23 protein-coding genes are annotated in these 25,914 nt (G+C 44.2%); 9 read left to right on the forward strand and 14 right to left on the reverse strand.

Features of this window, described 5'->3' with window-relative positions:
* Positions 1-562 precede the first annotated feature (562 nt).
* The 4 genes from CLV59_RS06605 to CLV59_RS06620 are packed head-to-tail and all read right to left on the reverse strand — an operon-like array spanning position 563 to position 3,923.
* Positions 563-1,261, reverse strand: coding sequence for a hypothetical protein (locus tag CLV59_RS06605; protein WP_111591227.1), 699 nt, complete (start codon positions 1,259-1,261; stop codon positions 563-565).
* Between the two features lie 2 nt (positions 1,262-1,263).
* Positions 1,264-2,748 (reverse strand): RNA polymerase factor sigma-54, encoded by a 1,485-nt coding sequence (gene rpoN, locus CLV59_RS06610; protein ID WP_111591228.1) that lies wholly within the window; start codon positions 2,746-2,748, stop codon positions 1,264-1,266.
* A gap of 56 nt (positions 2,749-2,804) precedes the next feature.
* Positions 2,805-3,425 carry a ribonuclease HII gene (locus CLV59_RS06615; protein ID WP_111591229.1) on the reverse strand — a complete coding sequence of 207 codons (621 nt, stop codon included), beginning with the start codon at positions 3,423-3,425 and terminating at the stop codon, positions 2,805-2,807.
* Positions 3,426-3,485: 60 nt separating this feature from the next.
* The gene (locus tag CLV59_RS06620; protein ID WP_111591230.1) at positions 3,486-3,923 is read right to left on the reverse strand and encodes a hypothetical protein; all 438 of its coding nucleotides are present in this window, start codon (positions 3,921-3,923) and stop codon (positions 3,486-3,488) included.
* A 228-nt stretch (positions 3,924-4,151) separates the two neighbouring features.
* Between CLV59_RS06620 and CLV59_RS06625 the strand changes: the two genes are divergently transcribed.
* From CLV59_RS06625 to CLV59_RS06650, 6 genes are all read left to right on the forward strand, one after another.
* On the forward strand, positions 4,152-6,314 hold the full coding sequence (locus CLV59_RS06625) for a S46 family peptidase (RefSeq protein ID WP_111591231.1): 2,163 nt from the start codon (positions 4,152-4,154) through the stop codon (positions 6,312-6,314).
* 111 nt (positions 6,315-6,425) lie between these two features.
* Entirely contained in the window at positions 6,426-7,559 is a 1,134-nt protein-coding gene (locus tag CLV59_RS06630; RefSeq protein ID WP_111591232.1) for a porin, read from the forward strand.
* A 93-nt stretch (positions 7,560-7,652) separates the two neighbouring features.
* On the forward strand, positions 7,653-8,312 hold the full coding sequence (locus tag CLV59_RS06635; protein WP_111591233.1) for a succinate dehydrogenase cytochrome b subunit: 660 nt from the start codon (positions 7,653-7,655) through the stop codon (positions 8,310-8,312).
* A 6-nt stretch (positions 8,313-8,318) separates the two neighbouring features.
* Positions 8,319-10,229 carry a fumarate reductase/succinate dehydrogenase flavoprotein subunit gene (locus CLV59_RS06640; RefSeq protein WP_111591234.1) on the forward strand — a complete coding sequence of 637 codons (1,911 nt, stop codon included), beginning with the start codon at positions 8,319-8,321 and terminating at the stop codon, positions 10,227-10,229.
* 25 nt (positions 10,230-10,254) lie between these two features.
* Positions 10,255-11,001 (forward strand): succinate dehydrogenase/fumarate reductase iron-sulfur subunit, encoded by a 747-nt coding sequence (locus CLV59_RS06645; protein ID WP_111591235.1) that lies wholly within the window; start codon positions 10,255-10,257, stop codon positions 10,999-11,001.
* Positions 11,002-11,207: 206 nt separating this feature from the next.
* On the forward strand, positions 11,208-11,579 hold the full coding sequence (locus tag CLV59_RS06650) for an IPT/TIG domain-containing protein (protein ID WP_111591236.1): 372 nt from the start codon (positions 11,208-11,210) through the stop codon (positions 11,577-11,579).
* Positions 11,580-11,645: 66 nt separating this feature from the next.
* Here the strand turns inward: CLV59_RS06650 and CLV59_RS06655 are convergent, their stop codons facing one another.
* From CLV59_RS06655 to rlmD, 10 genes are all read right to left on the reverse strand, one after another.
* Positions 11,646-12,716: an META domain-containing protein gene (locus CLV59_RS06655; protein ID WP_111591237.1), complete on the reverse strand. Its 1,071-nt coding sequence runs from the start codon at positions 12,714-12,716 to the stop codon at positions 11,646-11,648.
* A gap of 89 nt (positions 12,717-12,805) precedes the next feature.
* A complete protein-coding gene (locus CLV59_RS06660) occupies positions 12,806-13,726 on the reverse strand; it encodes a hypothetical protein (protein ID WP_111591238.1) in 921 nt (306 codons plus the stop codon).
* 16 nt (positions 13,727-13,742) lie between these two features.
* Positions 13,743-14,363, reverse strand: a complete 621-nt coding sequence (locus tag CLV59_RS06665; protein ID WP_111591239.1) for an alpha-ketoglutarate-dependent dioxygenase AlkB family protein — start codon at positions 14,361-14,363, stop codon at positions 13,743-13,745.
* A gap of 71 nt (positions 14,364-14,434) precedes the next feature.
* Positions 14,435-15,427: a M28 family peptidase gene (locus tag CLV59_RS06670; RefSeq protein ID WP_111591240.1), complete on the reverse strand. Its 993-nt coding sequence runs from the start codon at positions 15,425-15,427 to the stop codon at positions 14,435-14,437.
* A 20-nt stretch (positions 15,428-15,447) separates the two neighbouring features.
* Positions 15,448-16,950 (reverse strand): cysteine--tRNA ligase, encoded by a 1,503-nt coding sequence (gene cysS / locus CLV59_RS06675; protein ID WP_111591241.1) that lies wholly within the window; start codon positions 16,948-16,950, stop codon positions 15,448-15,450.
* Between the two features lie 144 nt (positions 16,951-17,094).
* Positions 17,095-18,198 carry an endonuclease/exonuclease/phosphatase family protein gene (locus CLV59_RS06680; protein WP_111591242.1) on the reverse strand — a complete coding sequence of 368 codons (1,104 nt, stop codon included), beginning with the start codon at positions 18,196-18,198 and terminating at the stop codon, positions 17,095-17,097.
* Between the two features lie 71 nt (positions 18,199-18,269).
* The gene (locus CLV59_RS06685; protein WP_111591243.1) at positions 18,270-19,358 is read right to left on the reverse strand and encodes an endonuclease/exonuclease/phosphatase family protein; all 1,089 of its coding nucleotides are present in this window, start codon (positions 19,356-19,358) and stop codon (positions 18,270-18,272) included.
* A 67-nt stretch (positions 19,359-19,425) separates the two neighbouring features.
* Positions 19,426-20,358 (reverse strand): rhomboid family intramembrane serine protease, encoded by a 933-nt coding sequence (locus CLV59_RS06690; RefSeq protein WP_111591244.1) that lies wholly within the window; start codon positions 20,356-20,358, stop codon positions 19,426-19,428.
* Between the two features lie 54 nt (positions 20,359-20,412).
* Positions 20,413-21,225 carry a rhomboid family intramembrane serine protease gene (locus CLV59_RS06695; RefSeq protein ID WP_111591245.1) on the reverse strand — a complete coding sequence of 271 codons (813 nt, stop codon included), beginning with the start codon at positions 21,223-21,225 and terminating at the stop codon, positions 20,413-20,415.
* 18 nt (positions 21,226-21,243) lie between these two features.
* On the reverse strand, positions 21,244-22,659 hold the full coding sequence (gene rlmD / locus CLV59_RS06700) for a 23S rRNA (uracil(1939)-C(5))-methyltransferase RlmD (RefSeq protein WP_111591246.1): 1,416 nt from the start codon (positions 22,657-22,659) through the stop codon (positions 21,244-21,246).
* 63 nt (positions 22,660-22,722) lie between these two features.
* Between rlmD and CLV59_RS06705 the strand changes: the two genes are divergently transcribed.
* The 3 genes from CLV59_RS06705 to CLV59_RS06715 all read left to right on the forward strand — a co-directional run bounded on the left by CLV59_RS06705 (position 22,723) and on the right by CLV59_RS06715 (position 25,885).
* Positions 22,723-24,123 carry a TlpA family protein disulfide reductase gene (locus CLV59_RS06705; RefSeq protein WP_111591247.1) on the forward strand — a complete coding sequence of 467 codons (1,401 nt, stop codon included), beginning with the start codon at positions 22,723-22,725 and terminating at the stop codon, positions 24,121-24,123.
* Positions 24,124-24,380: 257 nt separating this feature from the next.
* Positions 24,381-25,007, forward strand: a complete 627-nt coding sequence (locus tag CLV59_RS06710) for a porin family protein (RefSeq protein ID WP_111591248.1) — start codon at positions 24,381-24,383, stop codon at positions 25,005-25,007.
* A 182-nt stretch (positions 25,008-25,189) separates the two neighbouring features.
* Complete coding sequence (locus CLV59_RS06715) at positions 25,190-25,885, forward strand: porin family protein (RefSeq protein ID WP_111591249.1); 696 nt, start codon at positions 25,190-25,192, stop codon at positions 25,883-25,885.
* Positions 25,886-25,914 lie beyond the last annotated feature (29 nt).

Here is a 25,914-nt window from a genome sequence, read left to right on the forward strand (position 1 = left end):
AGATCATCAAATCTGGTCTGCTAAATTAAAACCTATTTTTTAATTTTCCTAAATTTTTTAGCATTTTATTTTAGTTGCTAAAAAAAGTAGTAAGTCGCTCTTGCTTTTAATGGGCATCTCCCAACGACATAACAAAGATCATATTTCAATACGCATTGAATGTGCGCAATGAAAAAATCCGCTCAAAAAAATATAAAAAAGAAAAAAATGGGAAAGTATCGGGGGTAATTTAAAACGCAATATCCTGAATGAGAATAATACCGCTTTTTTAAAAAGCGTAGTTCTACGCTTGAATGAGAATGGAAAAATCTGGATTTTTGTAATGTCAAGTTTAGTTGTTGATGTTAAACCCCTCTGTTTGTTAGTTGTTTGTTAGCCTGCCCCCACGGCCTTACATCCAACGTTACCGACGTTTGTAAGTCGGCAGTACAGGTTAGTCCCCAAAAAAACTTTCTGCGCTATTCTAATTTCTCTACTCTATTTCCTTGTTCCTGATTGTTGAAAAACAAATCAGAAGCAGGGATTTAGAGGTTTTATTCCCCCTCAATCCCTGCCAATATTATTACTTTACCAACATCCAGCAAGAAGCCAGCTGCGTTAAAATACCAATGCCAAAACCAAGATATATCTCCGCCGGCGTATGCGCCTTCAACATCATCCGGCATGTACCTACCAGCCCGGCAATGAAAAACGTTATCACCAAAGGAATCGATACATTCATATGCATTCCCCACATCAACGACACTAAGAACCCAATCACGCCTCCCCAGCCAGTAGCATGCATACTGGTTTTCCAAAAACTATTCGTTACAAACGATATCGATATCGCCAGGAAAATCCCCAGGAAAAAAGCCGTATAAAATTTAGGCGCAGCCCCCTCTTCCATAAAGGCATAAAATGCCCAGAAATAATATATAATAATAGCAACATACGGGATAATCCTGTCTCGTTGCGTATTCAGATAAATAGAAGAGATAAATCCCAGCGCTTTCGCCAATAAGACCGTCAGTAACGGAAAAAACAGGCTGATAAGTACCACCCGGAAATACAACATGTCAAACGCAAAACGTTTACTTGCTGCCTTAAATGCAGTGAAATACTCAGGAAGAGATTGCAAAACTAAAAAAGTCACCAACGTAGGAATAAACAGCGGATGCGTAAGGTAGGAGACTACCTGTGCAAATGCACGGGCGCCCTTCGAAAATTCCGGCATCGGCTCATGATTACTCTTGTAGTATGGTAATGCGTCTTGTTGCATCATGCTTATAATTCTTTTCTTAATCGGGCCACAGGTATGTTCAGTTGCTCCCTGTATTTAGCCACAGTTCTTCTGGCAATATTATATCCCTTGTCCTGCAGCATCTTCGTTAAATGCTCATCACTCAAAGGCTTCCGCTTATTCTCCGCTTCAATCAAATCAGAAAGAATCTTTTTCACCTCTCTCGTACTTACTTCTTCACCACTGTCGGTAGACAATGACTCAGAGAAGAAAAATTTCAATTTGAAAGTACCGAATTCTGTCTGTACATATTTACTGTTGGCCACACGACTCACCGTAGAAATATCCAATCCGGTACGATCCGCTATGTCCTTCAGAATCATAGGTTTCATCGTTGTTTCATCACCGGTCAGGAAAAATTCCCGCTGATAATCCATGATGGATTCCATCGTAGATAACAACGTATGCTGACGTTGCTTGATCGCGTCAATAAACCACTTGGCAGCGTCAATCTTTTGCTTGATAAACAAAACAGCTTCTTTCTGACGCTTGTCTTTCTTATCCCCACGATCATACTCTTTCAACATCTCCCTATATCCACCAGATATACGAAGATCCGGCGCATTGCGGGAATTCAATGTCAGTTCCAGCTTGCCGCTGTTATTCAGAATGAAAAAGTCGGGCAACACATAGCTTTCAGCCTTGTTCAAAGTGGCATAATTGCCTCCTGGCTTAGGATTCAGCCGAATGATCTGATTGATGGACTCTTTCAGGCCCTCATCAGATAAACCCAACGCTTTCTGTATTTTCTCGTAATGCTTCTTAGTAAACTCGTCGAAGTAATTTTCCAGGATCTGATAAGCCGTACGCACACCAATATCATCCTGTGGCTTGCGCTTCAATTGCAACAACAGACATTCTTTCAAATCGCCGCAACATACGCCCGGAGGATCAAACTCCTGTATTCTTTTGATGAGCTCTTTGATTTCTGCTTCATCAGTGGAAACATTTTGGGAGAAGGAAAGGTCATCTACGATGGCACTCACTTCCCTGCGTAAATACCCGTCATCATCAATACTACCAATGATTTGCTCTGCAATGGCATTCTGACGATCGTCCAGCTCCAACATACCGAGCTGACTGAGTAAATGTTCATGGAATGACGTTTCTACCCGAACCGGAATGGTTTTATTACTTTCATCCGGATCTGGATAGTTATCATCCCGTAATTTATAATCGGCCACATCATCATCTCCATCACTCACATATTCTGAGATATCGATGTTATCATAATCAGTCTCGCTTCCATCTGGTTCAAATTCATCATCATCCCCACCTTCAAACTCGTCCTGTTCATTGAACTCATCTTCATGGGCTTCTTCACCATATTCCAGGGCCGGGTTCTCCTCCAGTTCTTCCTTGATTCTTTCTTCCAGATTGACAGTAGGTACCTGCAACAGCTTCATTAACTGAATCTGCTGTGGCGATAGCTTCTGTAATAACTTTTGTTGTTGTGTCTGTTTTAACATATCTCAGCCCAATCAGTTTTTAAGTGATTGGTAATTGTATAAATTTTAAAATTGGCCTACTCAAGGCTCCCCTCGAAATCCAGCTCTAATTCCAGCTGATCGGGCAACAGACGGAAAGATTTACGATGGTAAGGCGTTTCTCCGAATGCTTTAATGGCATCGCGGTGAACCTTAGTACCGTAACCCATATTGGTATTCCAACCGTAGTGAGGATGAGCAGCATGCAATTGTTGCATATATTCATCCCGGTAGGTTTTTGCCAGTACAGATGCCGCCGCAATAGAGGCGTAAAGTCCATCGCCCTGTACAATGCAGGAATGCGGAACTTCTTTGTACGGTGTAAACCGATTGCCATCCACAAGGATGTACTCCGGTTGTTGGCTCAATTGCTCCAAAGCCAGATGCATGGCCTTAAAGGACGCTTTCAGGATATTTATTTTGTCTATCTCCTCATTATCCACACTGGCAACTGCATAGCAAATCGCTTTTTTCTCAATCACCTTCCGCAACTTATCCCTGTCAGATGCTTTCATCTGCTTAGAATCATTCAACAGCGGATGCTTGAATTTTGCCGGTAAAATAACCGCTGCCGCGAACACCGGGCCCGCTAAGCACCCACGTCCGGCTTCATCGCAGCCGGCTTCCAATAATAAATCCTGATATCGAGTTAGTAGCAAAGTTCAGTCTGTTAATCAGGGTAAAATTACATGAATAATCAACAAGGAACAAGCTCAGTCCTAGTCCTTCTTAAACAGGTCTTTGAAATCACGTTTGAAATCATCCCACAATCTTTCCGACTTCTTCGCTACTACATCTGCGGCCTTTTTAGTACTATCCCATTTATCCGCCGATGCCGCCTTCACTTCATCAATCTCTTTTTGCATCTGTAATTTCAAATCTTCCAGTTTGCGGGAGGCTTCCTTACTTTTCTTGTCACCCTTTTTCTTTAACTCTTCCGTCGCTTTATTGATCTGCGCAATCCTTGAATTTAACGTATCTATCGTCTGATCCTTTTGCTGCTGGAGATAATCTCCTGCATTACTGGCAGCCGATTTCAACTGCTGGCCAGCTTCCTGAAGATTCGCCTTGATGGAATCGCCAGAGTTCTTGGTTTCAGGGGCCGACTGACATGCGGCCATTGCTGCCATTCCTAATACGAAGATTAAATTTTTCATATACTACAGGTTTTTAAGATGATTCCTGATGCACAGGGCTGAAAAAGCTGGCATGGCCATTTGAAGCTCCCATTATCAAAACATATTCCAGTTTTTCTTTCCGCCTACATTATACATAATTTAAATTAATACATGATAACTGAAAACTGCCTGCCGTGTCACTTCAAATTCACTGTTAGCGAAAAAAGTCCTAGGTTTGAGGGTCTTAAAAATAAATCTGCAAAAACTATGAGAAAACATCTAGTGGTTTTGCTCCTCCTGATGGCCTTCAGTATTAAATGGGCCAAAGCGGATGAGGGCATGTGGCTTCCCTATTTACTGGGGCAGCAAACGTATAACGACATGGTGAAAAGAGGCCTCAAACTGACGAAAGAGCAGTTGTACAGTATCAACAAAGCATCCGTTAAAGACGCGATCGTTATCTTCGGCGGCGGCTGTACCGGAGAAATTGTCAGCAATGAAGGGCTGATCTTCACCAATCACCACTGTGGATACGATGCTATCGCTACTGCTAGCTCCGTGGAGCATAACTACCTGAAAAATGGTTTCTATGCACAAAACAAACAGCAGGAAATCGCTTCCCCTAAACTGTCCGTACAATTCCTGGTAAAGGTAGACGATGTGACCAAAGAGGTGGAAGAAGCACTGAAAGGCCTCTCCGGCGTTGACAGAGTGCGCAAAGAACAGGAAGTCTTCACACAAATCGCTACCAAAGCAACTGAAGGCACCGCCTACGAAGCGAAAGTAGTGCCTATGTTCAAAGGCAACCAATACCTGATCTTCGTTTACGAACGCTATAAAGATATTCGCCTGGTAGGTACCCCTCCGGAAAGCGTAGGTAAATTCGGTGGAGATACCGACAACTGGGAATGGCCTCGTCATACCGGCGACTTCTCCATCTTCCGTGTATATGCGGATAAAAACGGTAAACCAGCTCCTTACTCTGCGGAGAACGTGCCTTTAAAACCTAAACATTTCCTCCCTGTTTCTATCAAAGGTATCAAGGAAAACGACTATGCTATGATCTTCGGTTATCCGGGCGGCACTAACCGTTACGAAACCTCTTATGGCATTGAACTGAAAAATTCAGTGGAGAATCCTTCCCTGGTAAACCTGCGCGACGTTCGCCTGAAAGCAATGTTCGAGCAAATGAAGAAAGACCCTGCTGTAAAACTCCAGCTGGCTTCTTCTTATGCTGGTATCGCTAACTACTGGAAATTCTTTGATGGCGAAACTAAACAACTGGAAAAATATCATGTCCTGGAAGCAAAAAGAAAACAAGAAGCTGCTTTCATCAAATGGGCACAAGGTAAACCTGAATTCGCCAACATCTTCAACGACTACGCTGCTAACTATAAAGCATGGTCTCCATATGCAAAAGGCCGCGCTTACCTGAATGAAGGTATCCTCGGCTCTCCTCTTGCTGCCTTCGCAGGTTCTCTGATGGGCGTAGAAAGAGCGCTGGTAACAGCTAATATGCCTAAAGATGCCGTGCAGAAAGCAGTAGAAGCTGCTGTTGCTGCACGCAAAAACTTCCTGGAAAGTGAAAACAAACCTAGCGATGAGAAAATCCTCGCCGCTACCTGCCATATGTTCTACACAGATATCCCGAAAGATCAACAACCTATCGGGTTCTATGAAGATCTGCAATCAAAATATGGCCCGCTGAATGAAGATGCTACCTACCGCAAATGGGCGGCTAACCTCATGGCCAACACCATGATCTTCAACGACGCTAAATGGGATGCCTTCGTGAAAAATCCGGATGCTACCACCCTCCAGGCAGATCCAGCTTTCGCTTATGCAAGCGCTTTCGTGAAAAACTACTCCGGTAAATACCTGCCGCTGTACAACCAGTTCGTAGTGAAAAACAACGACCTGGGTCGCGAATACCTGAAAGGCGTTATGCAAATGGAACCTAACGCTAACAGATACCCTGATGCCAACTTCACCATGCGTGTTTCCTATGGCCAGGTTAAACCTTATTCTCCACGCGATGCCGTTTACTACGACTACGTAACCACCATGAAAGGTGTACTGGAGAAATATGTTCCAGGCGATTATGAATTCGATCTGCCTGCAAACTACCAGGATCTCTACAACAAAAAAGACTTCGGTCAGTATAAAGATCCTAAACACAATGATGTAGTAGTTTGCTTCATCACCACCAACGATATCACTGGCGGTAACTCCGGTTCCCCTGTTATCAATGCTAATGGTGAACTGATCGGTCTGGCCTTCGATGGTAACTACGAAGCGCTGAGCCACAAAATCCAATTCGATTCCAACTACAACCGTACCATCTGCGTAGACGTACGCTATGTACTGTGGTGCATCGAAAAACTGGGTGGCGCTAAAAATATCATCAACGAACTGAAACTCGTTAAATAATATTTCACTGCCTGAGCAGTTAAAGCCCGTCTCTACCCAGTAGAGACGGGCTTTTTTTATTCAAACATTTTTGATTTGCACAGTGTTAACAGCAAGTACAACCACTCGTGCATGCATATACGAATTTTACTCTTCCTTTGCTGTATTGTTGCCACAACCACTGCATGGGCACAGGATACTGCCACCCAGAAACCCATTAATTTCCTAAAGAAAATCACCGTAGGCGGCGTATTCCAAGCCCGTTATACCGTGTCTCTCAATAAAGACGTAGATGTCAACGGAATACATCATCCCGATACAGAAGACGAAGTAGTGCGCAACAGCTTTAGCCTCAAAAGAGCACGTATTCAAATGAAAGCGGAAGTGAGCGACCGACTTACAGCCGCCGTACTCGTTAATCTGGCCGACTTTACCTCCGATCCCAAAGGGAAAGTGTTGGAAAATGCATATATCTCTTATCGCTGGAACGATGCCATTCATTTCACTATCGGCCAGTTCAGACCCTCCTTTGGCCTGGAAGACCTATATCCGGTCGATGTAGTTAAGTCCATGGATTTCTCCAATCAGTACTACGCCTTCGGAAGTAACGGCTGGCAAAGCTTTCAGCTGGGAGTTTCTATGTTTGGAAGCCTGAATCAAAAAGGAACATTACCCATCAAGTATTCTGTCTCCGCTGTAAATGGTAATAACCGTAACCAACCCTCCGATAACGATAATGGGAAACTCATTTCTGGCCGACTTGAACTAGGAAAAGCAGAGAAAATAGCGGTAGGACTAAACGGCGGTTGGGGAAATGTACATAGCAAAGGCGTGTATGCGGCAGGGATAGACATCGCTACGGTAATCCCGCTGGCCCCCAAATTGGACCTGGAGCTGCAATCGGAATACAAGAGAGGCAATAACCATGTACTGTACTATGGTCTGCCCGATTCATTACGTATCGATCCTATCAGCAAATATCAAATGGGAGGGATCTACATTCTCCCGAATTTCCGCTATAACATTAAGTATAAAAAGCTGACATCCATAGAGTTTTCTATGAGATACGAATACTTTAACGAAGACATTGAACACAATGGCAACGCACGTAATTCCTTCATTCCAATGATTAGTCTGGCCTTCCTGAAAGACTATGGCGGCAGAATACAGCTAGGGATGCAGATAGACGACTACAAACGAGATATTCCTAGTACTAAAACGCATACCGGAAACCTCCTAATTCTACAAGTACAATGCAGAATATAGCTGCATACAAAAAATGCGTAGGATGGCTAACGTGAACATAATCAGATTTTTGCTGTTTCACTCTCGAAGGATGAGTATTCTAAATATTATCGTATGACGCAATCTACACTTACCAAAAAGATCTGGATGGCTTTGACGGGTTTGTTTCTATGTTTCTTCCTTATCATTCACCTCCTGGGAAACCTGCAACTGCTCATTCCGGGGCCTGCCTCCCAACAACAGTTTAATGCTTATTCCCAGCTGCTTTCAGGGAATATCATCATCAAAATTATTTCTTACATACTATATGCAAGTATTATCGCACATGTCATTTATGCGATCATAATAACCATGCAGAATGCGCGCTCCAGGAAAGTAAAATACAAATATGATAAAAGAGGAAATCTGAGTAAATGGTATTCGCGGAATATGGGTTTGCTGGGAACGATCCTCTTTATTTTTCTTGTTATCCATTTCAGAGATTTCTGGTATGTATACAAATTTGGCAGCCTCCCTTTGGATGAGCATGGCCATAAGGATCTGTATACTTTGGTGGTAACCGTTTACAGCGAACTATGGTACGTAATTGTTTATGTATTGTGCATGGTGGCACTCTTTTATCATCTGATACATGGCTTCTTCAGCGCTGCAAGAACGCTGGGAGCTTATCATCCGAAATATGTCCGCTGGATAAAAGCCCTGGGCTGGGCGTACTGTATTGTTATCTGTGCAGGATTTGCGTTTATACCTGTTTATGTTCACTTCTTAAAATAGCTGGAGATGCTGGATGCTAAAATACCGGAAGGTCCGCTCGAAGAAAAGTGGAATTACTATAAGTCGCATACAAAATTGGTCAATCCTGCTAATCGCAAGAAGATTGATGTTATCGTGGTAGGAACAGGGCTGGCTGGTAGCGCTATAGCGGCTTCCCTGGGAGAAATGGGGTATCGTGTGAAAAGCTTCTGTTTTCAGGATACCGCCCGTCGTGCCCATTCTGTGGCCGCACAGGGCGGTGTGAATGCCTGCAAAAACTATAAGAATGACGGCGACAGCGTTTTCCGTATGTTTTACGATACCATCAAAGGAGGCGATTTCCGTTCCCGTGAAGCAAATGTTTACCGCCTCGCGGAATGCAGTGCCAACCTGATAGATCAGGCAGTGGCGCAAGGCGTCCCTTTCGGAAGAGAATACGCCGGATATTTGAATAACCGCTCCTTCGGTGGGGTACAGGTATCAAGAACTTTCTATGCACGCGGACAGACCGGCCAGCAACTGCTATTGGGCGCTTATCAGGCGCTGATGCGACAGGTACATGCAGGACATGTGCAATTGTCTACCCGACATGAAATGCTGGAGCTGGTAGTTATCGATGGAAAAGCAAGAGGCGTGATTGTGAGAGACCTGGTAACCGGGGCTTTAGAGAGACACGGAGCTCACGCTGTGGTATTGGCCACCGGAGGCTTCGGAAAGATCTACTTCCTCTCGACCCTGGCAATGGGCTGTAATGGATCTGCCATCTGGAGAGCGCATAAAAAAGGCGCCCTGATTGCCAATCCCAGCTGGACACAGATTCATCCTACCAGTTTACCTCAATCCGGCGAATACCAATCCAAACTGACGCTGATGTCGGAATCGCTGAGAAATGATGGCCGCATCTGGGTACCTAAAAAAGAAGATGATCAACGTCCTCCTAACCAGATTCCGGAAGAAGAACGCGATTATTACCTGGAAAGACGTTATCCGGCTTTCGGAAACCTGACACCAAGGGATATCGCTTCCCGCGCTGCTAAAGAGCGCATCGATGCAGGCTATGGCATAGGACCATTGAAAAACGCAGTATACCTCGATTTCTCCCGCGCTATCGGAGAACAGGGCGAAGATAAAATCAGAGAGAAATACGGGAATCTTTTCCGTATGTATCAAAAGATTACTAACGTTAATGCATATACGGAACCCATGCGGATATCGCCGGCGGCGCACTTTTCTATGGGGGGCCTGTGGGTCGACTATGAGCTGATGACCAGCATACCTGGCTTATATGCTTTGGGAGAATCGAATTTCGCGGATCATGGCGCTAACAGATTAGGCGCTAATTCTCTGCTGCAAGCCTGTGTGGATGGCTATTTCATCGCGCCTTATACAATGGCCAATTTTCTGGCAGATGAAATCCGCACCGGACCCATAGATACGAAGCATCCTGCATTTGAGGCCGCAGAAGAACAGGTGAAAGCGCAGCTACGCATGCTGGAAAACATTCAGGGAAAGCATCCGGCTGATTATTTTCATCGGAATCTGGGACGTGTTCTCTATGATAAATGTGGCCTTTCCCGTTCTGCAGCGGGCCTTTCATCTGCCATTGCTGATATCCAACAGTTGCGGCACGACTTTTATAAGCAACTATATGTACCGCGAGGTTTTGCAATCAATACCGAACTGGAGAAAGCGGGCAGGGTAGCGGATTACCTGGAACTGGGCGAATTGATGTGCCATGATGCACTAACGCGTAATGAATCCTGCGGCGCACATTTTAGAGAAGAATATCAAACCCCGGATGGAGAAGCCATGAGAAACGATAAGGATTTCGCCTTCATTTCTGCCTGGGAATGGCAAGGGGCCAACAATCCGCCACTTTTGCACAAAGAACCATTGCATTTTGAATTTGTGACGCCTACCGTACGGAGTTACAAGTAATCTGTTGATTAAATAATCTTAGTATATGCGTATACGTTTGAAAATATGGAGACAGGAAAGCAATGAAACGTCGGGTAGGATGGAGTCTTATGAGTTAAAAGATGTGAATGAAGAGATGTCATTCCTGGAAATGCTGGATGTCTTGAATGAGCAACTGATGGAAAAAGGTATCCGTCCGGTGGAATTTGATCATGATTGCAGAGAAGGTATCTGTGGCCAATGTGGCGTGATGATTAACGGAGAACCGCATGGGCCGTTGCAGCATACTACTACTTGTCAGTTGCATATGCGCACGTTCCGCGATGGAGCGGAGATTTATATAGAACCCTTCAGGGCAGATGCTTTCCCCGTAAAATGTGATCTTAAAATTGACCGGTCGGCATTCGACAGAATCATACAGTCGGGTGGTTTTATTTCGGTAGACACGGGTCAGGCGCCAGAAGCTAATACTACACGTATATCCGTTCCCGTGGCAGAGTCGGCGTTTGATTCAGCAGCCTGTATTGGCTGTGGCGCGTGTGTCGCCGCTTGCAAGAACGCCAGTGCTGCACTGTTTACCAGCGCTAAGATTACGCATCTGGTCAAGCTGCCACAGGGCCAAACAGAGGCGCAGGAGCGTGTATTAAAGATGGTGAGTCAGATGGATGCGGAAGGTTTCGGTCATTGCACGAATACGGAAGCCTGCGAAGCGGCTTGTCCACAGGAGATTTCAGTACTTAATATTGCGCGTATGAACTGGGAATATAATAAGGCGCATATAATGAGAAAATAGTAACGTGTAGGCTTATACGTAGTACTACGTATTTTAAATTTATGGTAGAACTACGTATGTTTTTTGTTTTCACATATCGTAGCTTTGCATCCGTTTGAATACCGAATAATACTGTTGCAGAAAAGAGAGCGTTGCATGTGCAGCGGTGTTGACCCCGGTAAAGATTTTGTAACAGGGTTTGTGACCCCCAAAGAAGTATAAAAGAGATGAAAAATTTAAAATTGTTTGTGATTCCCATCACATTGGTATTGTGCATGTTTGCATGTACCCCAAAAGAAAAAAATGATCAAAAGGCTCCGCTTGCGAAAGTAACAGTGTCTGGAAATGCTGGTAATTTCATCAGAATTAAAGGACGCGGATTCAGCACTAATAAGCTGGAGAATACAGTCGCATTCGGTGATGTAAGAGCAGTGGTACTGGATGCCACCCCTCAATACTTGCTGGTGCAGGTGCCGCCTCATAAAACTGGCGTAGTTCCTGTAACCGTAGCGGTAGGAGCGGAAAGTTCCAATCCAATGATGTTTGAATATAATAACTCCAATGTATTGCTGGCGGTAGCCATTCCCGCCAGACGATAAAGGCAAGCAAAAAGAAACGGGATACTGCATGCAGTATCCCGTTTTGTATTTTTACAGGTTTGATTCTTATTGGGCATCTTTATCTGCCATTCCAAAAATCATCACCAGTTTATTTTTTTCGTACAGATTCAAGGTTTGTTCTGCTATATCAAAACGAAATGTTTTACCGCTGATAGTTTTCAGAAACTCAGCTTCTCTTTTCATTGCATCTACACTACAAGCCATTTTGGTACTCATACCAAGACCCATGGCAATAGTTGTTTTGGTGTGTTTAAAAGTGCCGTTAATCATGTTGCAACCACCACGACCGTGATAACGTCCTGTCTGTGGATCGAACTCCAAAAACATACCCGCATCAGTGATGGTGTTATTATTCAGTTTCATCAGATTCCATTTCTTGCTGGAAATAAAACCCCAAACATCCGGCTGTTCAGGCTTTGCATCATTGGAAGCGCTGGAACTTTGTTTGAAAGATAACAGCAGTTTACCATTGCCATACATATTCAGACGACCATTTTCAACACGGTAGTTGTAGGTTTTGGAATCCAGTGATTGCTGGAAAGTAGATTCATTGCGCATATCTGTTTCATCCGGACAAGCCATCAATGTACTCATACCTCGTTTGAAAGATACAATACCTGCTTCCTGATTAGCGGTGAATTCTCCGCCAATGCCATTACAGCCACCATGGCCATGGTAGCGGTTTCCAGAAGCATCAAATTCCAGGTAAATTTTACCTTTGTTGATTGGAGTACCATTCATCTCTACTAATACCCAACGTTTGCCAGGTACAAATGGAGAACCGGTGCTGGTAATAGCTACTTTCTTTTTCATCAGAATCTTACGCAGCGTGTATCTTACATTCGGCGCATCCATCGGCGGGTTCTTTACTGGGGTAACAAGTACCAACAGCTTATATTGATATCCCGGAACGTATTTAAATCCCTGGATATTGGAATAAAAATTTGACCATTCGGTTTCATTCTCTACTCTCACCTGCATACAATCCATAGGTGCTACTCCCGTACAAGGAACTGTGTTCTCTTTGACATACATGACCTGTGTTTTCGGGGCCTGTTGCTTTTGATCCGGAGTAAACAAAAATGTGCTCAGGGCAATTGCTAAATTCACTAACATAAACTAAGATTTTTAACTTTAACAATAATGCAAGCGTTCAGGTTCTGCATTTTGTTACACATGGGCCCGTTTTGCAAAAACGTTGCCAGTTAGGTATAAAGCACGGTTTTTTTATTAGAATCCGCTACAGTATTGTGTTTTATGTCACTCAACCGGTTGATAATTCCCTTGTAATAAGCCAATTTATTTTTTCCTGGTAAACTCACTACATTGACGTCATTGGCCTTTAATAGGTCTAATTTGAATTTAGATGTTAACACATATTCTTCAGGGATATAGTAATAAAGTTGATTAGGAACACTGATATTCTTATGGTGGAATTTCTGTCTGGCCCTGTAAGTTAATAACCACCAGAGATCCGTTTCTACAAAATCCAACGATAATCCAAAGATGTGAATATCCTTAGTGAAAAACAGATCAATCCAGGAATGATGAAACACCTGATTGTTATGCATGCGTCTAAGCAAAGACAACTTTGGTACTTCGGGATTAGTGTACATAGTGCCTGTAACCACATAATTTCTCATCAGCTGTAATTGGCCACCATAGTGCTCAAACCCGAGATTAATACTCATCGGATTAAGGCAGTCGCCATGAATATGCCAGTAATTGATATTATCCATGGTGTATTTCCGGAAAATGCTGTAGAACTTCTCCCGGATTAAACTGGTATTGTCCATCGGCGTACTACCTTCTAATGTAAATTCATAATTGGTGGTGAGTACATCATGTGGTTGCAGGGCTCTGATAGCGTGGTGGATTTCATTGGGGCGGATTTCGGCTGTTTTGCTGGCAATAAAAGCTTTGAGATCTTTCTCTCTGATCTTCTGTTTACGGATGGCTGTGAGAAAGATTTCTTCATATAATAACGGGAATGGTTTTTTGTCGTCAATTTCCACACAATCCTTTATATGACAGAAGGTGAGAATATCTTGCAGCAGATCTTTCCAGCTTTGCCCGGCGGAAATGTTATTGATATCATTTCCGATAAGTAAAACAAGGTTTTTCATACGATGTATTCGGTTTTTAAGGATGTATATATCTGAATGTCAGGTTGATACGGCCGGCTACAGGTTTTGAGGTTTTGGGTACATGATGTTCCCAGTAATGTTGCAGCTCGCCCTTCATAATCAGTAAGGAGCCATGCTGGAGCAGGATTTCCTGCTTATGGGAATGGTCCGCTTTATTACGCAGCAGAAAGCGTCTGGCGGCCCCGAAATTAACAGAGGCAATCACCGGATTCTTTCCCAATGCTGGTTCATCATCCGCATGCCATCCCATAGAATCATTGCCACTTCGGTAATAATTCAGCAGCACGCTGTTAAAGGTGGTAGCAGCAGTTGGGGAGACACGGTTTCGTATATCCAGCAGCGTATCCGTCCAGGGTTGGGGAGTGAAGGTATTACCGGAGAAGGAATAAGAAGTGGCAGCATCACCATACCAGGCCATCAGTCGCGGGAATAGGACTTCGCGTCCATACATTCGCATCGACTCCTGTTTCCAGGCGGTGGTGTCCACTAATGTTTGATAAAACTGGTTGCTTTCGTGGGGAGTAAAAAATTGGGGATAATACGCCAGGGTACCATGTTCCAGTATGATTTCCTGGTGCGTATTGTCATTCCCGAATATGTTTCCCTGCAGGCTCATAGCACTAAGTTACATCACTGCTACGCAGTGTATATGTGTTTTGTACTTTAATGCTATTAACCTGCGGGAGATTAGTAGCTGAAAGGCTGTGTATAAATAACTTGCAGAATAGTCTGGCCTACTGCCTGTAAAGTACGCTTATCGATCACGGTCATGTTATCATTGGTGGTATGCCAGTGGGCCGGAAAATGCCCGTTGGCCTGCCATGCGAGTACATCAAATGTTGGAATCTTCGCAATGGTGTTTACCGGAATATGATCATCTGTGATGTAAGCGCCATAGTCCTCATAACGGAAGATGTCAGAGAAACCAATCTTGTTGGCTGCATCCCAGAACATTTTCATCGGGCCTGGAGCATATTGTTTGGAAGCCTGTTCCATATAGAATTGCGAACCACGGCCGCCTACCATGTCCAGCAGGATACCATAATTGGCGGTATATCCTGGTACATGCGGGTTTTTAGCCCAATATTGGGTACCGAGGCAGAAAGAATTATCATTGGCAGGATCGCCATAATCTTCTACATCCACCAGCAGAATATCCACACCGGCATCCGGTTTCTGTGCATGAAAATGACGGGCTGCTTCCAGTAATACCGCTACGCCGCTAGCGCCATCATCAGCACCATCCAGTTTCTTGGTTTTGTCGAATGCATCTTCATCCGCACGAGGACGGGTATCCCAGTGGGCGAGGAGCAGTACGCGCTGTTTAGCGGCGGGATTGAAACTACCGATGATATTGATACAAGGCAGCTTTTCTCCTTTCGGACCAATAACGGTTGTACGTTGCACATACACAGTATCTGCCCATTTTTTCAATGAGGAGATGAGCCAGTCGGCACATTTGGTCTGCGCAGGCGTATTAGGAATCCTGGGACCAAAGCTGACTTGCATTGCCGTATATGCATAAGCGGAATCGGCGGAGAATGCCGGTACGGGCGCTTCAATTTTATCTACCTTACTGGCGCCGGTACTGTCATTGTTAGTTTCTTCTGTCTTGCTGTTCTGCTGGCAGGCGCCGGCTGTGATAGCCAGCGCCGTCAGCGCGATAAGAGCTTTACGCATTATCTATGTCTTTCTGATAATTATTCCTGTACAATGGAGTAGGATACGCTGCCATCCTTCTCATCTTTCAACTGAATACCTACAGATAACAACTCATTCCGGATTTTGTCGGAAGTAGCGTAATCTTTGCGGGCTTTGGCTTCTTTACGCATGTTAATCAACATCTGTAAAACACCATCCAGTTTGTCTTCATCCGTTCCAAGCACTTCCATCTGCACGCCCAGTATGTCTACCAGGAATGTTTTCCAGCCTGCTTGCAACAGTTGAAACGTTTCTTCGCTGATTTCATGCATTTTGATCTGACCGCCTTTCAGGGAATTGATGATTGGCGCCAGTTCAAAGAGATTGGCCATCACTTTTGCAGTATTGAAATCATCATTCATGAATTCAGGCAGTTCCTGCAACAGCTGACGAACCTGTTTATCCAGTTCTTCGTTGATCGCCTGTCCATTGCCGCTCCAGGAGAGCTTTTGCAATACTTCATAGGCTGCCCATAAACGTTGCAGACCCTTCTCGGCAGCCATCAGGGCTTCATTGGAGAAGTCCAGCGTACTGCGGTAGTGCGTCTGTAATACGAAGAAGCGGATCACCATTGGGCTGTAAGCCTTCTCCAGTATTGGATTACTACCAGAGAACATTTCGGTCAGAGTAATGGTGTTGTTGTAAGACTTACCCATCTTACGACCGTTAATAGTGATCATGTTATTGTGCATCCAATAGCGGGCCATCATTTCCCCATGTGCAATTTCACTCTGTGCTATTTCGCACTCATGGTGAGGGAACTGTAAGTCCATACCGCCACCGTGAATATCAAATTGTGAACCCAGGTATTTGGCGCTCATTGCGGAGCACTCAATATGCCATCCAGGGAAACCTTCTCCCCACGGACTTGGCCAACGCATGATATGCTCTGGCGGCGCTTTTTTCCAAAGGGCAAAATCCACTTTGTTACGCTTATCATCTTGTCCTTCCAGCTCACGGGTGGTTTCCAGCATATCTTCCAGTACGCGACCACTCAGAATGCCATAATTGTGACTGGCGGCATACTTTTTCACATCAAAGTAAACGCTGCCATCTACTTCATATGCATAGCCTTTCTCCATGATGGTTTTAATCATTTCGATCTGCTCGATGATATGTCCGGTAGCTGTAGGTTCTATACTTGGTTCAACATTGTTGAACTGCAGCATGGCCCAATGGTAAAGATTGGTATATTTCTGTACCAGCTCCATTGGTTCCAGCTTTTCCAGTATTGCTTTCTTGGATACTTTATCTTCTGCTTCACGGCCTTCTTCTTCAAAATGACCGGCGTCAGTGATGTTCCGTACGTAACGTACTTTATAACCCAGATGGCGGAGGTAGCGGTTTACCACATCAAATGTGATGTAAGGACGCGCGTGCCCCAGATGCGACTCCCCCGAAACGGTTGGTCCGCATACATAAATGCCCACATGGCCTGGTGTTATAGAGGTAAATGGTTCTTTCTGACGATGTAATGAGTTGTATATTTTGAGTTCTGACATATGCTGTAAATAGCTGGCATCCTCACAGATACCCGCATTTTATTGGTGGATTGCAAAGATAAATATTGTTTCTGTCGCTTTGGGAATCGGACAGGAACAACATCGGTCAGATCTTAAAATATTAAAATTCTTCATAATTTTTTCTTATTTATTGACGTCGTCCGCCGCTGGTTTCTTTCCTGTAATGCTCAAATTCGCAATGACAGGGTAGTGGTCAGATAGATCGGAATTAATCTTCCTGAAACTATTGACTTTAAAGTAAGGGCTCACGAATATATAATCTATCCGGAGCGTTGGCGCCAATCCACTAAAGGTACGGCCAATCCCGATACCTTTCTGCAAAAATGCATCCTGCAAATCCCCCCGAATCTTAAAATAAGTGTACGATGCAGGCGTATCATTAAAGTCGCCACAAACAATCACCGGATATGGACTTTGCCGGATAAACCCGCCCACAATATCGGCCTGCTGACTGCGACGAATATACGCCTCTCTCATCTTCTGCACAATACTTTTTGTAGCGACAAGACCGGTATCTTCCTGGTTCTTAATCTTCTTGATGGCGGAATAATCTTTCTGGTTAAACCGGTAAGACTCCAGGTGCATATTGACGATACGAATCGTATCACCATTCCGCACAATATCCGCATAGATCAAACTTTCGCTGAGTGGCCCTTCACTCATTTTCACCTTATCCGACGCAATGATAGGATATTTGGAATAAATGATGGAACCCCAGTGCTGCATACCATTCCGGTTAAAATCACTGGAGAAAAAGCGATAGGGGAGCTTCATTTCGTGAGAAATATCCTCCCGGTTATTGAAATCGTTTTTTCTTTCCGAAGTATAGAAGTCCTGGAAGCAGGCAATATCCGGCTCCTGCTTCTTTATAAGTGCAAACATCGCCTGACGGTTATATTTGCTGTCTTTTTCTTTATAAAGTCCAAACTGGCTTACATTGTAACTCATGACCATGATGCTTTCATCTGCTGCCAAAGGTTTATTGTTGGCGGGTAGATTAAAGGCAAAATATGCGGTGATCGATTTCCAACCCAACAATATCGCGGTCAATGAAAGCAAGGCATACCGATAGTTAAATAACAACCATCCCACCAGGAAGAATACCAGCAAACCCAATAGAAACGGGAATGCCAGCGTAAGAAAACTGATGGGCCAGAACCATGCCGGCGAGATATAGGGAGCCAGGCATGCTGCCAGGAATAATAAAACCACGGCGATGTTCAGCATTACAAAAAAGCCTTTTGTAAATAGTCTTAAGAATCGCACCGTGTACGTACTTTGATGAACTCATAAAGTTACTATTTTTTTAAAGACAGCCGGGCGATTACCGGGAAATGCTCTGAATCCGCCACCCGCATTGTCTGACAACCCAGTACCTGCAACTGTTTGGAAGCCAGAATGTAATCTATTCGCAGTGTGGGAGAGATATAGCTCATCGTTCGTCCCAGACCGTTACCTGCCCGTGAAAAGGCATCCTGTAAACCAGAAGAAATTTTACGATAGGTATAAGATACCGGCACATCATTAAAATCGCCACAGACAATAACAGGGAAGGGGCTCTCCTGGATCAGGCCCGCCAGTTGCGCAGCCTGTGCAGACCGATGAGTGAAGGTCTGTTTCATTTTATGTATCAATGGTCTGAAATGAAGATCCTTTGCTGCACTCATGTCGCCTCCATTCAGCATATATGACACCAGTTGAAGCGTAATCACCCTTATGGTATCTCCATGCACCAGTAAATCCGCCTGTAAGAAGCTGCTGCCACTGCCATTGGTACTTACGCCACAGGGAATAGCGGTGGCTTTCAAAATAGGGTGGTGACTAAACAGTGCGATGCCATAATACCAGGTATCCCAATGAGTTTTATCCTTGGTGAAATAATGATATTCATATCCTGCTTTATTGCGGATACTGTCGATATTATGGGTGTAATCGGGTCTGTCATTAGTATAAAATTCTTGCAAACAGAGTATATCCGCCTGGCCAAATACAATGGTATTGTATACATTGCTGCGAATAGCCTTTTCTTCCGTGAAATACTTCAGGCCCATATTACTGGTGTTGTAAGTCATTACAGTGAATTCCTTACTGTCGGCCGACTTTTCCAGGCTGTTCTCATTAAAAGGATGAAAAGCCCAGGTTTTTACGATGGCGCTGACTGATAGTACAATGGCGACCAAAGGTAACAGCCAGTATTTTTTTCGGAATAGCAGCCATACTGGCAAAAATACCAGGTTAATAACCAGTAAAAAAGGGAAAGTGAGTCCGGCAAAGCCTGCAGGCCAGAAAGAGGCCGGATCGATGTAAGGGAGAAAATTGCTTGCCAATAAGGCAACTGCCAGCAATATGTTGAGGATAAGCAAAAAGCTTCTAAGAAATGTATTCATCGGGTATTTGGGATATAGAGATTTGAGTATCCTTAAAAATACTCAAATCTCTATATTTCCGATGCGCTTACTTTTCAGATCTGCTGGCGCGGATGAGGGTTTCCTTTTCTTCTTCTGTGAGAGAAGTGATGCCGTTGGCGCTAATCTTTTCTAGTATTTCGTTCAGGCGTTGTTCCGGAACGTTACCTACCCGTTTGAAAGGAGGAGTAGTCTCATCTGTAGCTGTGTCCTGTTGGTGGCGGTCCGGAGGGACATTAATCGCGCTAGCAGGATGAAACATATGAGACAGTTTAAAAGTAATCTTGTTGAATCCACTTCCCCAGTCATGTCCTTTTTTCCATTGGGTCATATAAAGATAACCGGCAATGGCACTTCCTGTCAGTAATGGCAGATATACCAGCTCGCTACGTGTGGTAACGCGTGCGCCAATGGATAAGGCCAGATAAATAACAGAAATTACCCAGAGCGGAATACCTCCGCCAGCTAGTAATGGGAAGATGCGGTACTTCGGTGCAATAGCAGTTACGCCAATAGCAATCGCCATCACGCTTCCTGCTGCGCCCATAGCGCCTGCACTGCTGAAGGACTGGAAGCCAGGAATAAACTGCATACCCAGCACGTAGAAGATGTTACCCACTATACCGCCAAAAATATACAGCGGAATGATGCGCAGGTAACCGGCCAAGTGCTGCAGGATAGATCCAAAGCACCATAACCAAACCATATTGCTGAAGACAGGCCATACTTCCACATGTGTGAAGATGCCTGTGAATAAGGTCCATGGACGATGTAAAACCATGGCTGGATTAGCAGGTACAGCCAGATTGCCCATAATGTCCTGATAGAAACGAGCTTTACCAACGTTTTCCATCTGGTAAATAACCATCGTGAACAGGAGGAATATAAAAATAGTAAGATTGATAACGATTAACTGTGTTACCATATTCTTTCCCGCTCCCAGTGAGAGGCCCGACAATTTCTCTTTTTCGAGGGTATGCATGGTATCAAGTATTTGCAGTACAAAAATACGCCATAATACCGTAGGAATGGCGCATTAGAATATTTTACGGTTCCAGTTGCGAAGCAATAAATAAGCAAAAAGCACACCACCTAAGTGGGCGATATGTGCCACATTATCGCCGGCTGAATTCTGAATCTGACTCCAGAGTTCCAGCGCGATCAGGAAGCCTACAAAGTATTTCACCTTAACAGGAACCAGGAAGTACATATAAATGTACTGGTTCGGATACATGTAACCGAAAGCGAAGAGAATGCCATATACAGCGCCGGAAGCGCCCATCATACTGGCATTCCTGTATTGGTCCAGCAGTCGGGCAATCAATCCTTTCGCCATGTCAATCGCTCCGTCGTTCCCTTGTCCGATAGCATATTTCAGGCCATCCATGCCATACATGCCTTCGCCAAGATGGAATCGGTTATCTATAACAGCGAAATTACCAACAGAAGGGTCTGCAAAGAAATGCTGTGCTTCGTTGGCCAGTTTCATATTGTCGTAAGTAAGCCAGCCCATGTAACACAAGGCCGCTCCCAGTCCGCAGATCAGGTAGAAAAGCAGAAACCTTTTAGAGCCCCATCTGTCTTCCAACGCAGTACCAAACATCCACAGGGTGAACATATTCATGACGATATGCATGATATTCCCCGGCGAATGCATGAAGATATGCGTTACAAACTGCCACGGTCGGAACATATCCGATTGCCAGTAATGCAGAGCAAACAGATTGCCCAGATCATAATTGAATCTTGCTAACAATGTAATCTCTACCAGCCACACCAATCCGTTAATGATTAACAGATTCTTAATTACTGGCGGTAAATGAAACCCTCTGGGCCTTATCTGATACATTTTGGCTATGCTTAAGTTTTATTTATTTGCTCTCTTCTTGAGGAGCACCACGTTCTCTATATGGTGGGTATGTGGAAACATGTCTACCGGTTGTACTTTTTCCACGGTATACATATCATCCAGCAATGCCAGATCTCTGGCTTGTGTGGCCGGGTTACAGCTCACATACACGATTTTCGGCGCAGCGATTTCCAGTAATTTGTTCACCAGCTTTTCGTGCATACCTGCCCGTGGCGGGTCAGTAATAATTACATCCGGCTGGCCATGATGTGCAAAGAAGGCATCATCACAGATATCCACTACATCTCCTGCATAAAACTCCGCATTGTTCACATTGTTCATGGCAGCATTTTCACGTGCATCATCAATGGCTTCCTTGATCAATTCAATGCCCACTACTTTCTTCGCCTGACGGGAAACAAAGATGCCGATGCTACCAGTACCGCAATACAGGTCATAAACAATCTCCGAGCCAGTCAGCTCCGCGAAGTCGCGCGTTACCTTATATAACACTTCTCCCTGGTAGGTGTTTGTCTGGAAGAAGGATTTAGGTCCGATTTTGAAAATAAAGTCTTCCAGTTTTTCTTCTGCATAACCTTTACCAAAGTATACCTTAGGGTCCAGGTCGAAGATGGAGTCGTTCTTTTTCGGATTGATAGTATATAATACCGTGGTGATAGCCGGTACTGTTTGCAGGAGATGATCCAGCAAAGCAATCCTGTTGGCCTTATCCTCGTGATGGATCACCAGGTTCACCATAATTTCACCCGTTGTACACAAACGTACTACCAGGTTACGCAGCCATCCTTCCTGTAAACGGATATCGTAGAAAGTGAGATCATGCGCAATAGCATAATCCCGGATAGTGTTGCGGATAAGGTTTACTGGCTCCTGCATCAGGTAGCAGGTGTTGATATCCAGTACTTTATCAAATAATTTCGGAACATGGAAGCCCAGTGCCGGCCTAACTGGAATCTCTCCGTTATTGGCCTGGATTTCCTCATTGGTGAGATATGCTTTGTTGCTGAAGGTAAATTCCAGTTTGTTGCGGTAATGCTCCGTATGAGCAGAACCCAGGATAGGACTCATCTCTGGCAGCACGAGTTTGCCGATACGCTGTAAATGGTCCGCCACCTGCTGCTGTTTGTACTCCAGTTGAAGGCTATAAGGCATCATCTGCCATTTACAGCCGCCACAGGTGCCGAAATGTGCACAGAATGGCGTTACGCGTTTATCCGAATAGGAATGGAAATGGATGGCCTTTCCTTCCGCCCAGTCTTTTTTATTTTTACTCAGCCGTACGTCCACTACGTCCCCAGGGACAACGCCGCCTTCAATAAAAATTACCTTGCCATCCTGACGGGCCAGGGCCTTACCTTCTGCTGCATATGCAGTTACCGGTACCTTTTCTAAAACAACATTTTTTTTCCTCACGGCTGCAAAGGTACAGTGATTTTGAGATTTTGGGGTATTTTTACGAATAGTTAGAAATATCCTATGCGTAGACTGCTATTATTGCTTATTTCTGCCCTCGCAATCACAGGCCAAACAATGGCCCAGGGCTATCAGTTGACGGTTAAACTGAAAAATTACCATCAGGGAAAGATTTTCCTGGGACATTATATGGGTAAAAGTACCTTCCTGGCCGATTCTGCTGAAATCAATGCCACAGGAACCGCTGTTATTAAAGGCAAAACACCGCTGAATGCAGGAATTTACCTGCTGGTAATGCCTGATAAACAACGATATGTGGAAACCTTGATCGACAAAAACCAGCAGTTTGAAGTAAGCCTCGATACCTCAGATCTGGTGAATAAAACCGTTTACAAGAACTCTGTGGATAATGAACTGTTCCTGGCTTATAATAAATTCCTTGGCAGCCACGATGAAGAAGGGAAGGCCATCCAGGAGAAACTGAAAACAGCCAAAACCGCTGCAGATACGGCTGCAGTTCAGCAAATGCAGACCACTTTGATGAATTCCATCAACGACTACCGGAATAAATTCATCAAAGAACATCCCACTACTATCCTCACCACCATCTTCAAAGCCATGAAAGAGCCGGAAATTCCACAGCGCCCGGCTGGAGAGGATTCTACCTTCGCTTACCGCTACTTTAAAGGGCATTACTGGGATAATGTAGACCTGACGTCTGACCGACTGGTTCGCACGCCGATCCTGGAAGGCAAGCTGCAAAAATATTTTACCCAACTGGTAGTAGCTATGCCGGATTCAATTATCGTGGATTGCGATGATATGATTGCCCGCACCCGCAAGAATAAAGAAGTATTCAAATTTGTACTCTGGTGGCTGACCTATAATTATGAATCCTCACCTTACATGGGAATGGACGCTGTATTCGTTCACCTGGTGGAAAAATACTATGTATCTGGTCAGGCATTCTGGCTGAATGAAGAACAGTTAGGAAAGATCGTCAGCCGTGCTTACGCGATTGCCCCTAATTTGATCGGAGCACAGGCCGCACCATTAGAACTAAAGGATACTGCATCAAAACCAATATCATTATATAAAACACAGGCAAAATATACAGTGCTCGTATTCTGGGACCCAACCTGCGGTCACTGTAAAACCGAAGTGCCACGACTGGATTCGGCCTACAAGGCCCGTTGGAAACAATTAGGCGTGAAGATGATCGGTATTAAAACAGAAGGCACCCGTGAGGAATGGCTGGGATTCATTCACCAGCATCATCTCAATGACTGGATTCATGCATCTGATCCGGAATCAACGAGCAACTACCGCCGGTTATATGACGTCTATAGTACCCCAGTCATATATCTGCTGGATGAAAAGAAAAAAATCGTAGCGAAGCGACTGGGCGTAGAGCAACTGGATCAGTTCCTTGTCCGAACGGCAGAGAGCACTGCAGCTAAATAATCTTCAGAAGCCACCCACAGGGTGGCTTTTTAATTTATTGTATATCAATCAATTAAACAAAACTTTAACAGTTTTGGCATAGTCTTTGGCTTCCCCAATGTGAACTAAATCATATCCTGAATGTTCAAAATGAAGCAAATGTCTTAAGCTATGATTACCCCTAGTTACTGAACAATTTTTTCCAGCCATTGTAAATACACGATGCAAAATTCAATTGGATTTACCGTAATCATTCAAGGACTACAAAATCACTAAAAATGAAAAAGTTATTGTTATCTGTAGTGGCGTTGTTAATAGCCAGCATTTCCTTTGGACAGGCTAAATTTGGTATTTTGGCGGGTCCCAACTTTTCAAGTGTAACGTATAGAAACCTGGGCCCACTAGGTATAGGAGGTAAGGAAACAAGTAGTATTCTTACCAATTTCAGGGGCGGTGTTACCGTAGATATTCCACTTGCAGATGAATTCTACATTGGTACCGGATTACTTTATGCAGGTAAGGGTGGTAAATTTAAAAACTCAGATGCAAAAGTAAATCTCAGTTATCTGCAAGTGCCTATCATGTTTCAGTTTGAGCCGGAAGTAGGCGATGGTAACTTGGTTTTAGGAATCGGGCCATACCTGGCATTAGGCGTGGGTGGTAATTATAAAAGCCCCAACACTTCCAGTATAGGCGCTTTTGATGATGCGGCAGGACCTGCAAAATTAAAACGTTTTGATGCCGGTGGTACTGTTCAGATCGGTTATGAAATGCCTATGGGATTGTATTTCGGTCTTAACGGCGACCTTGGTATGGTGAACATCGCCAATAATACCAGTAACGACCGTAAATTTAGAAATGCCTCATTCGGCGTATCCCTGGGTTATAAATTTCATGGACGCTAAAATTTAGTTAGTAATATATTATTATATGATTATTAATGGAGACTGCCAGTCGTCGTTGACGGGCAGTCTTTTTTTATGTTATTGTTGTTTTTTTTTAAAACCATTCTTATTAATTTTTCGTTTGTTAGCTTTGATGTTCCAACTTTCAAGACAGTGACCATAAAATCCCAAATGTCCGTTTCATGAGAATTTTTACACTTGCAGCCATTGCTGCTTGTTTTACCGTGTCCTATGCATCAGCCCAAGTGAGTATCGGATTTCGAGGTGGATACGTTAACTCAAATCTATCGATTAAGCAAACCGGTACTTCCGTATTGAGGCCGGGTACCAGATCTACCGATAACTGGGGAATTGGTATGATCGTTAATGTGCCCATTGGCAACAATTTTTATCTGCAACCCATCCTGAATTACGAGGTGAAAGGTGCAGAGTTAACCAGTATTGACAAACAACCCATCAACGCCTACACGACAGCGGCTACCAGCCTGAAACTGAAGTACCTCACGCTACCGTTGAATTTCGTGTATAAGATCCCGTTAGGGAAAGCGCGACTCGCCATTGGTGGAGGTCCATATGCTGGTTATTGCCTGAAAGCGCGCTATGATCTGTCTGTTTACAATGAGGGCCGACTAGTTCAAAATGCTTCTCAGGAAGTTGCGTTTGGTAGCAGCCCTACCATTGCGAACACCAGTATTCAATTGAAAAGATGGGATGCAGGCGTGAATGCGTTGGCTACCATAGAGCTGAACTCCTACGTTACCATTGGCGCTAATTACAGCTATGGAATCATGGATATTGATCGTTCCAATGACCTGAGCGTGAAGAACCGTTCCTTTGGTATTTCCCTGGGCGTTTTACTAAATCGGGAGGACTGGTAAAATATTTTCAGACTATGTTCGTCGTTATA

Source organism: Chitinophaga dinghuensis (assembly GCF_003259435.1).
Lineage (GTDB): Bacteria > Bacteroidota > Bacteroidia > Chitinophagales > Chitinophagaceae > Chitinophaga > Chitinophaga dinghuensis.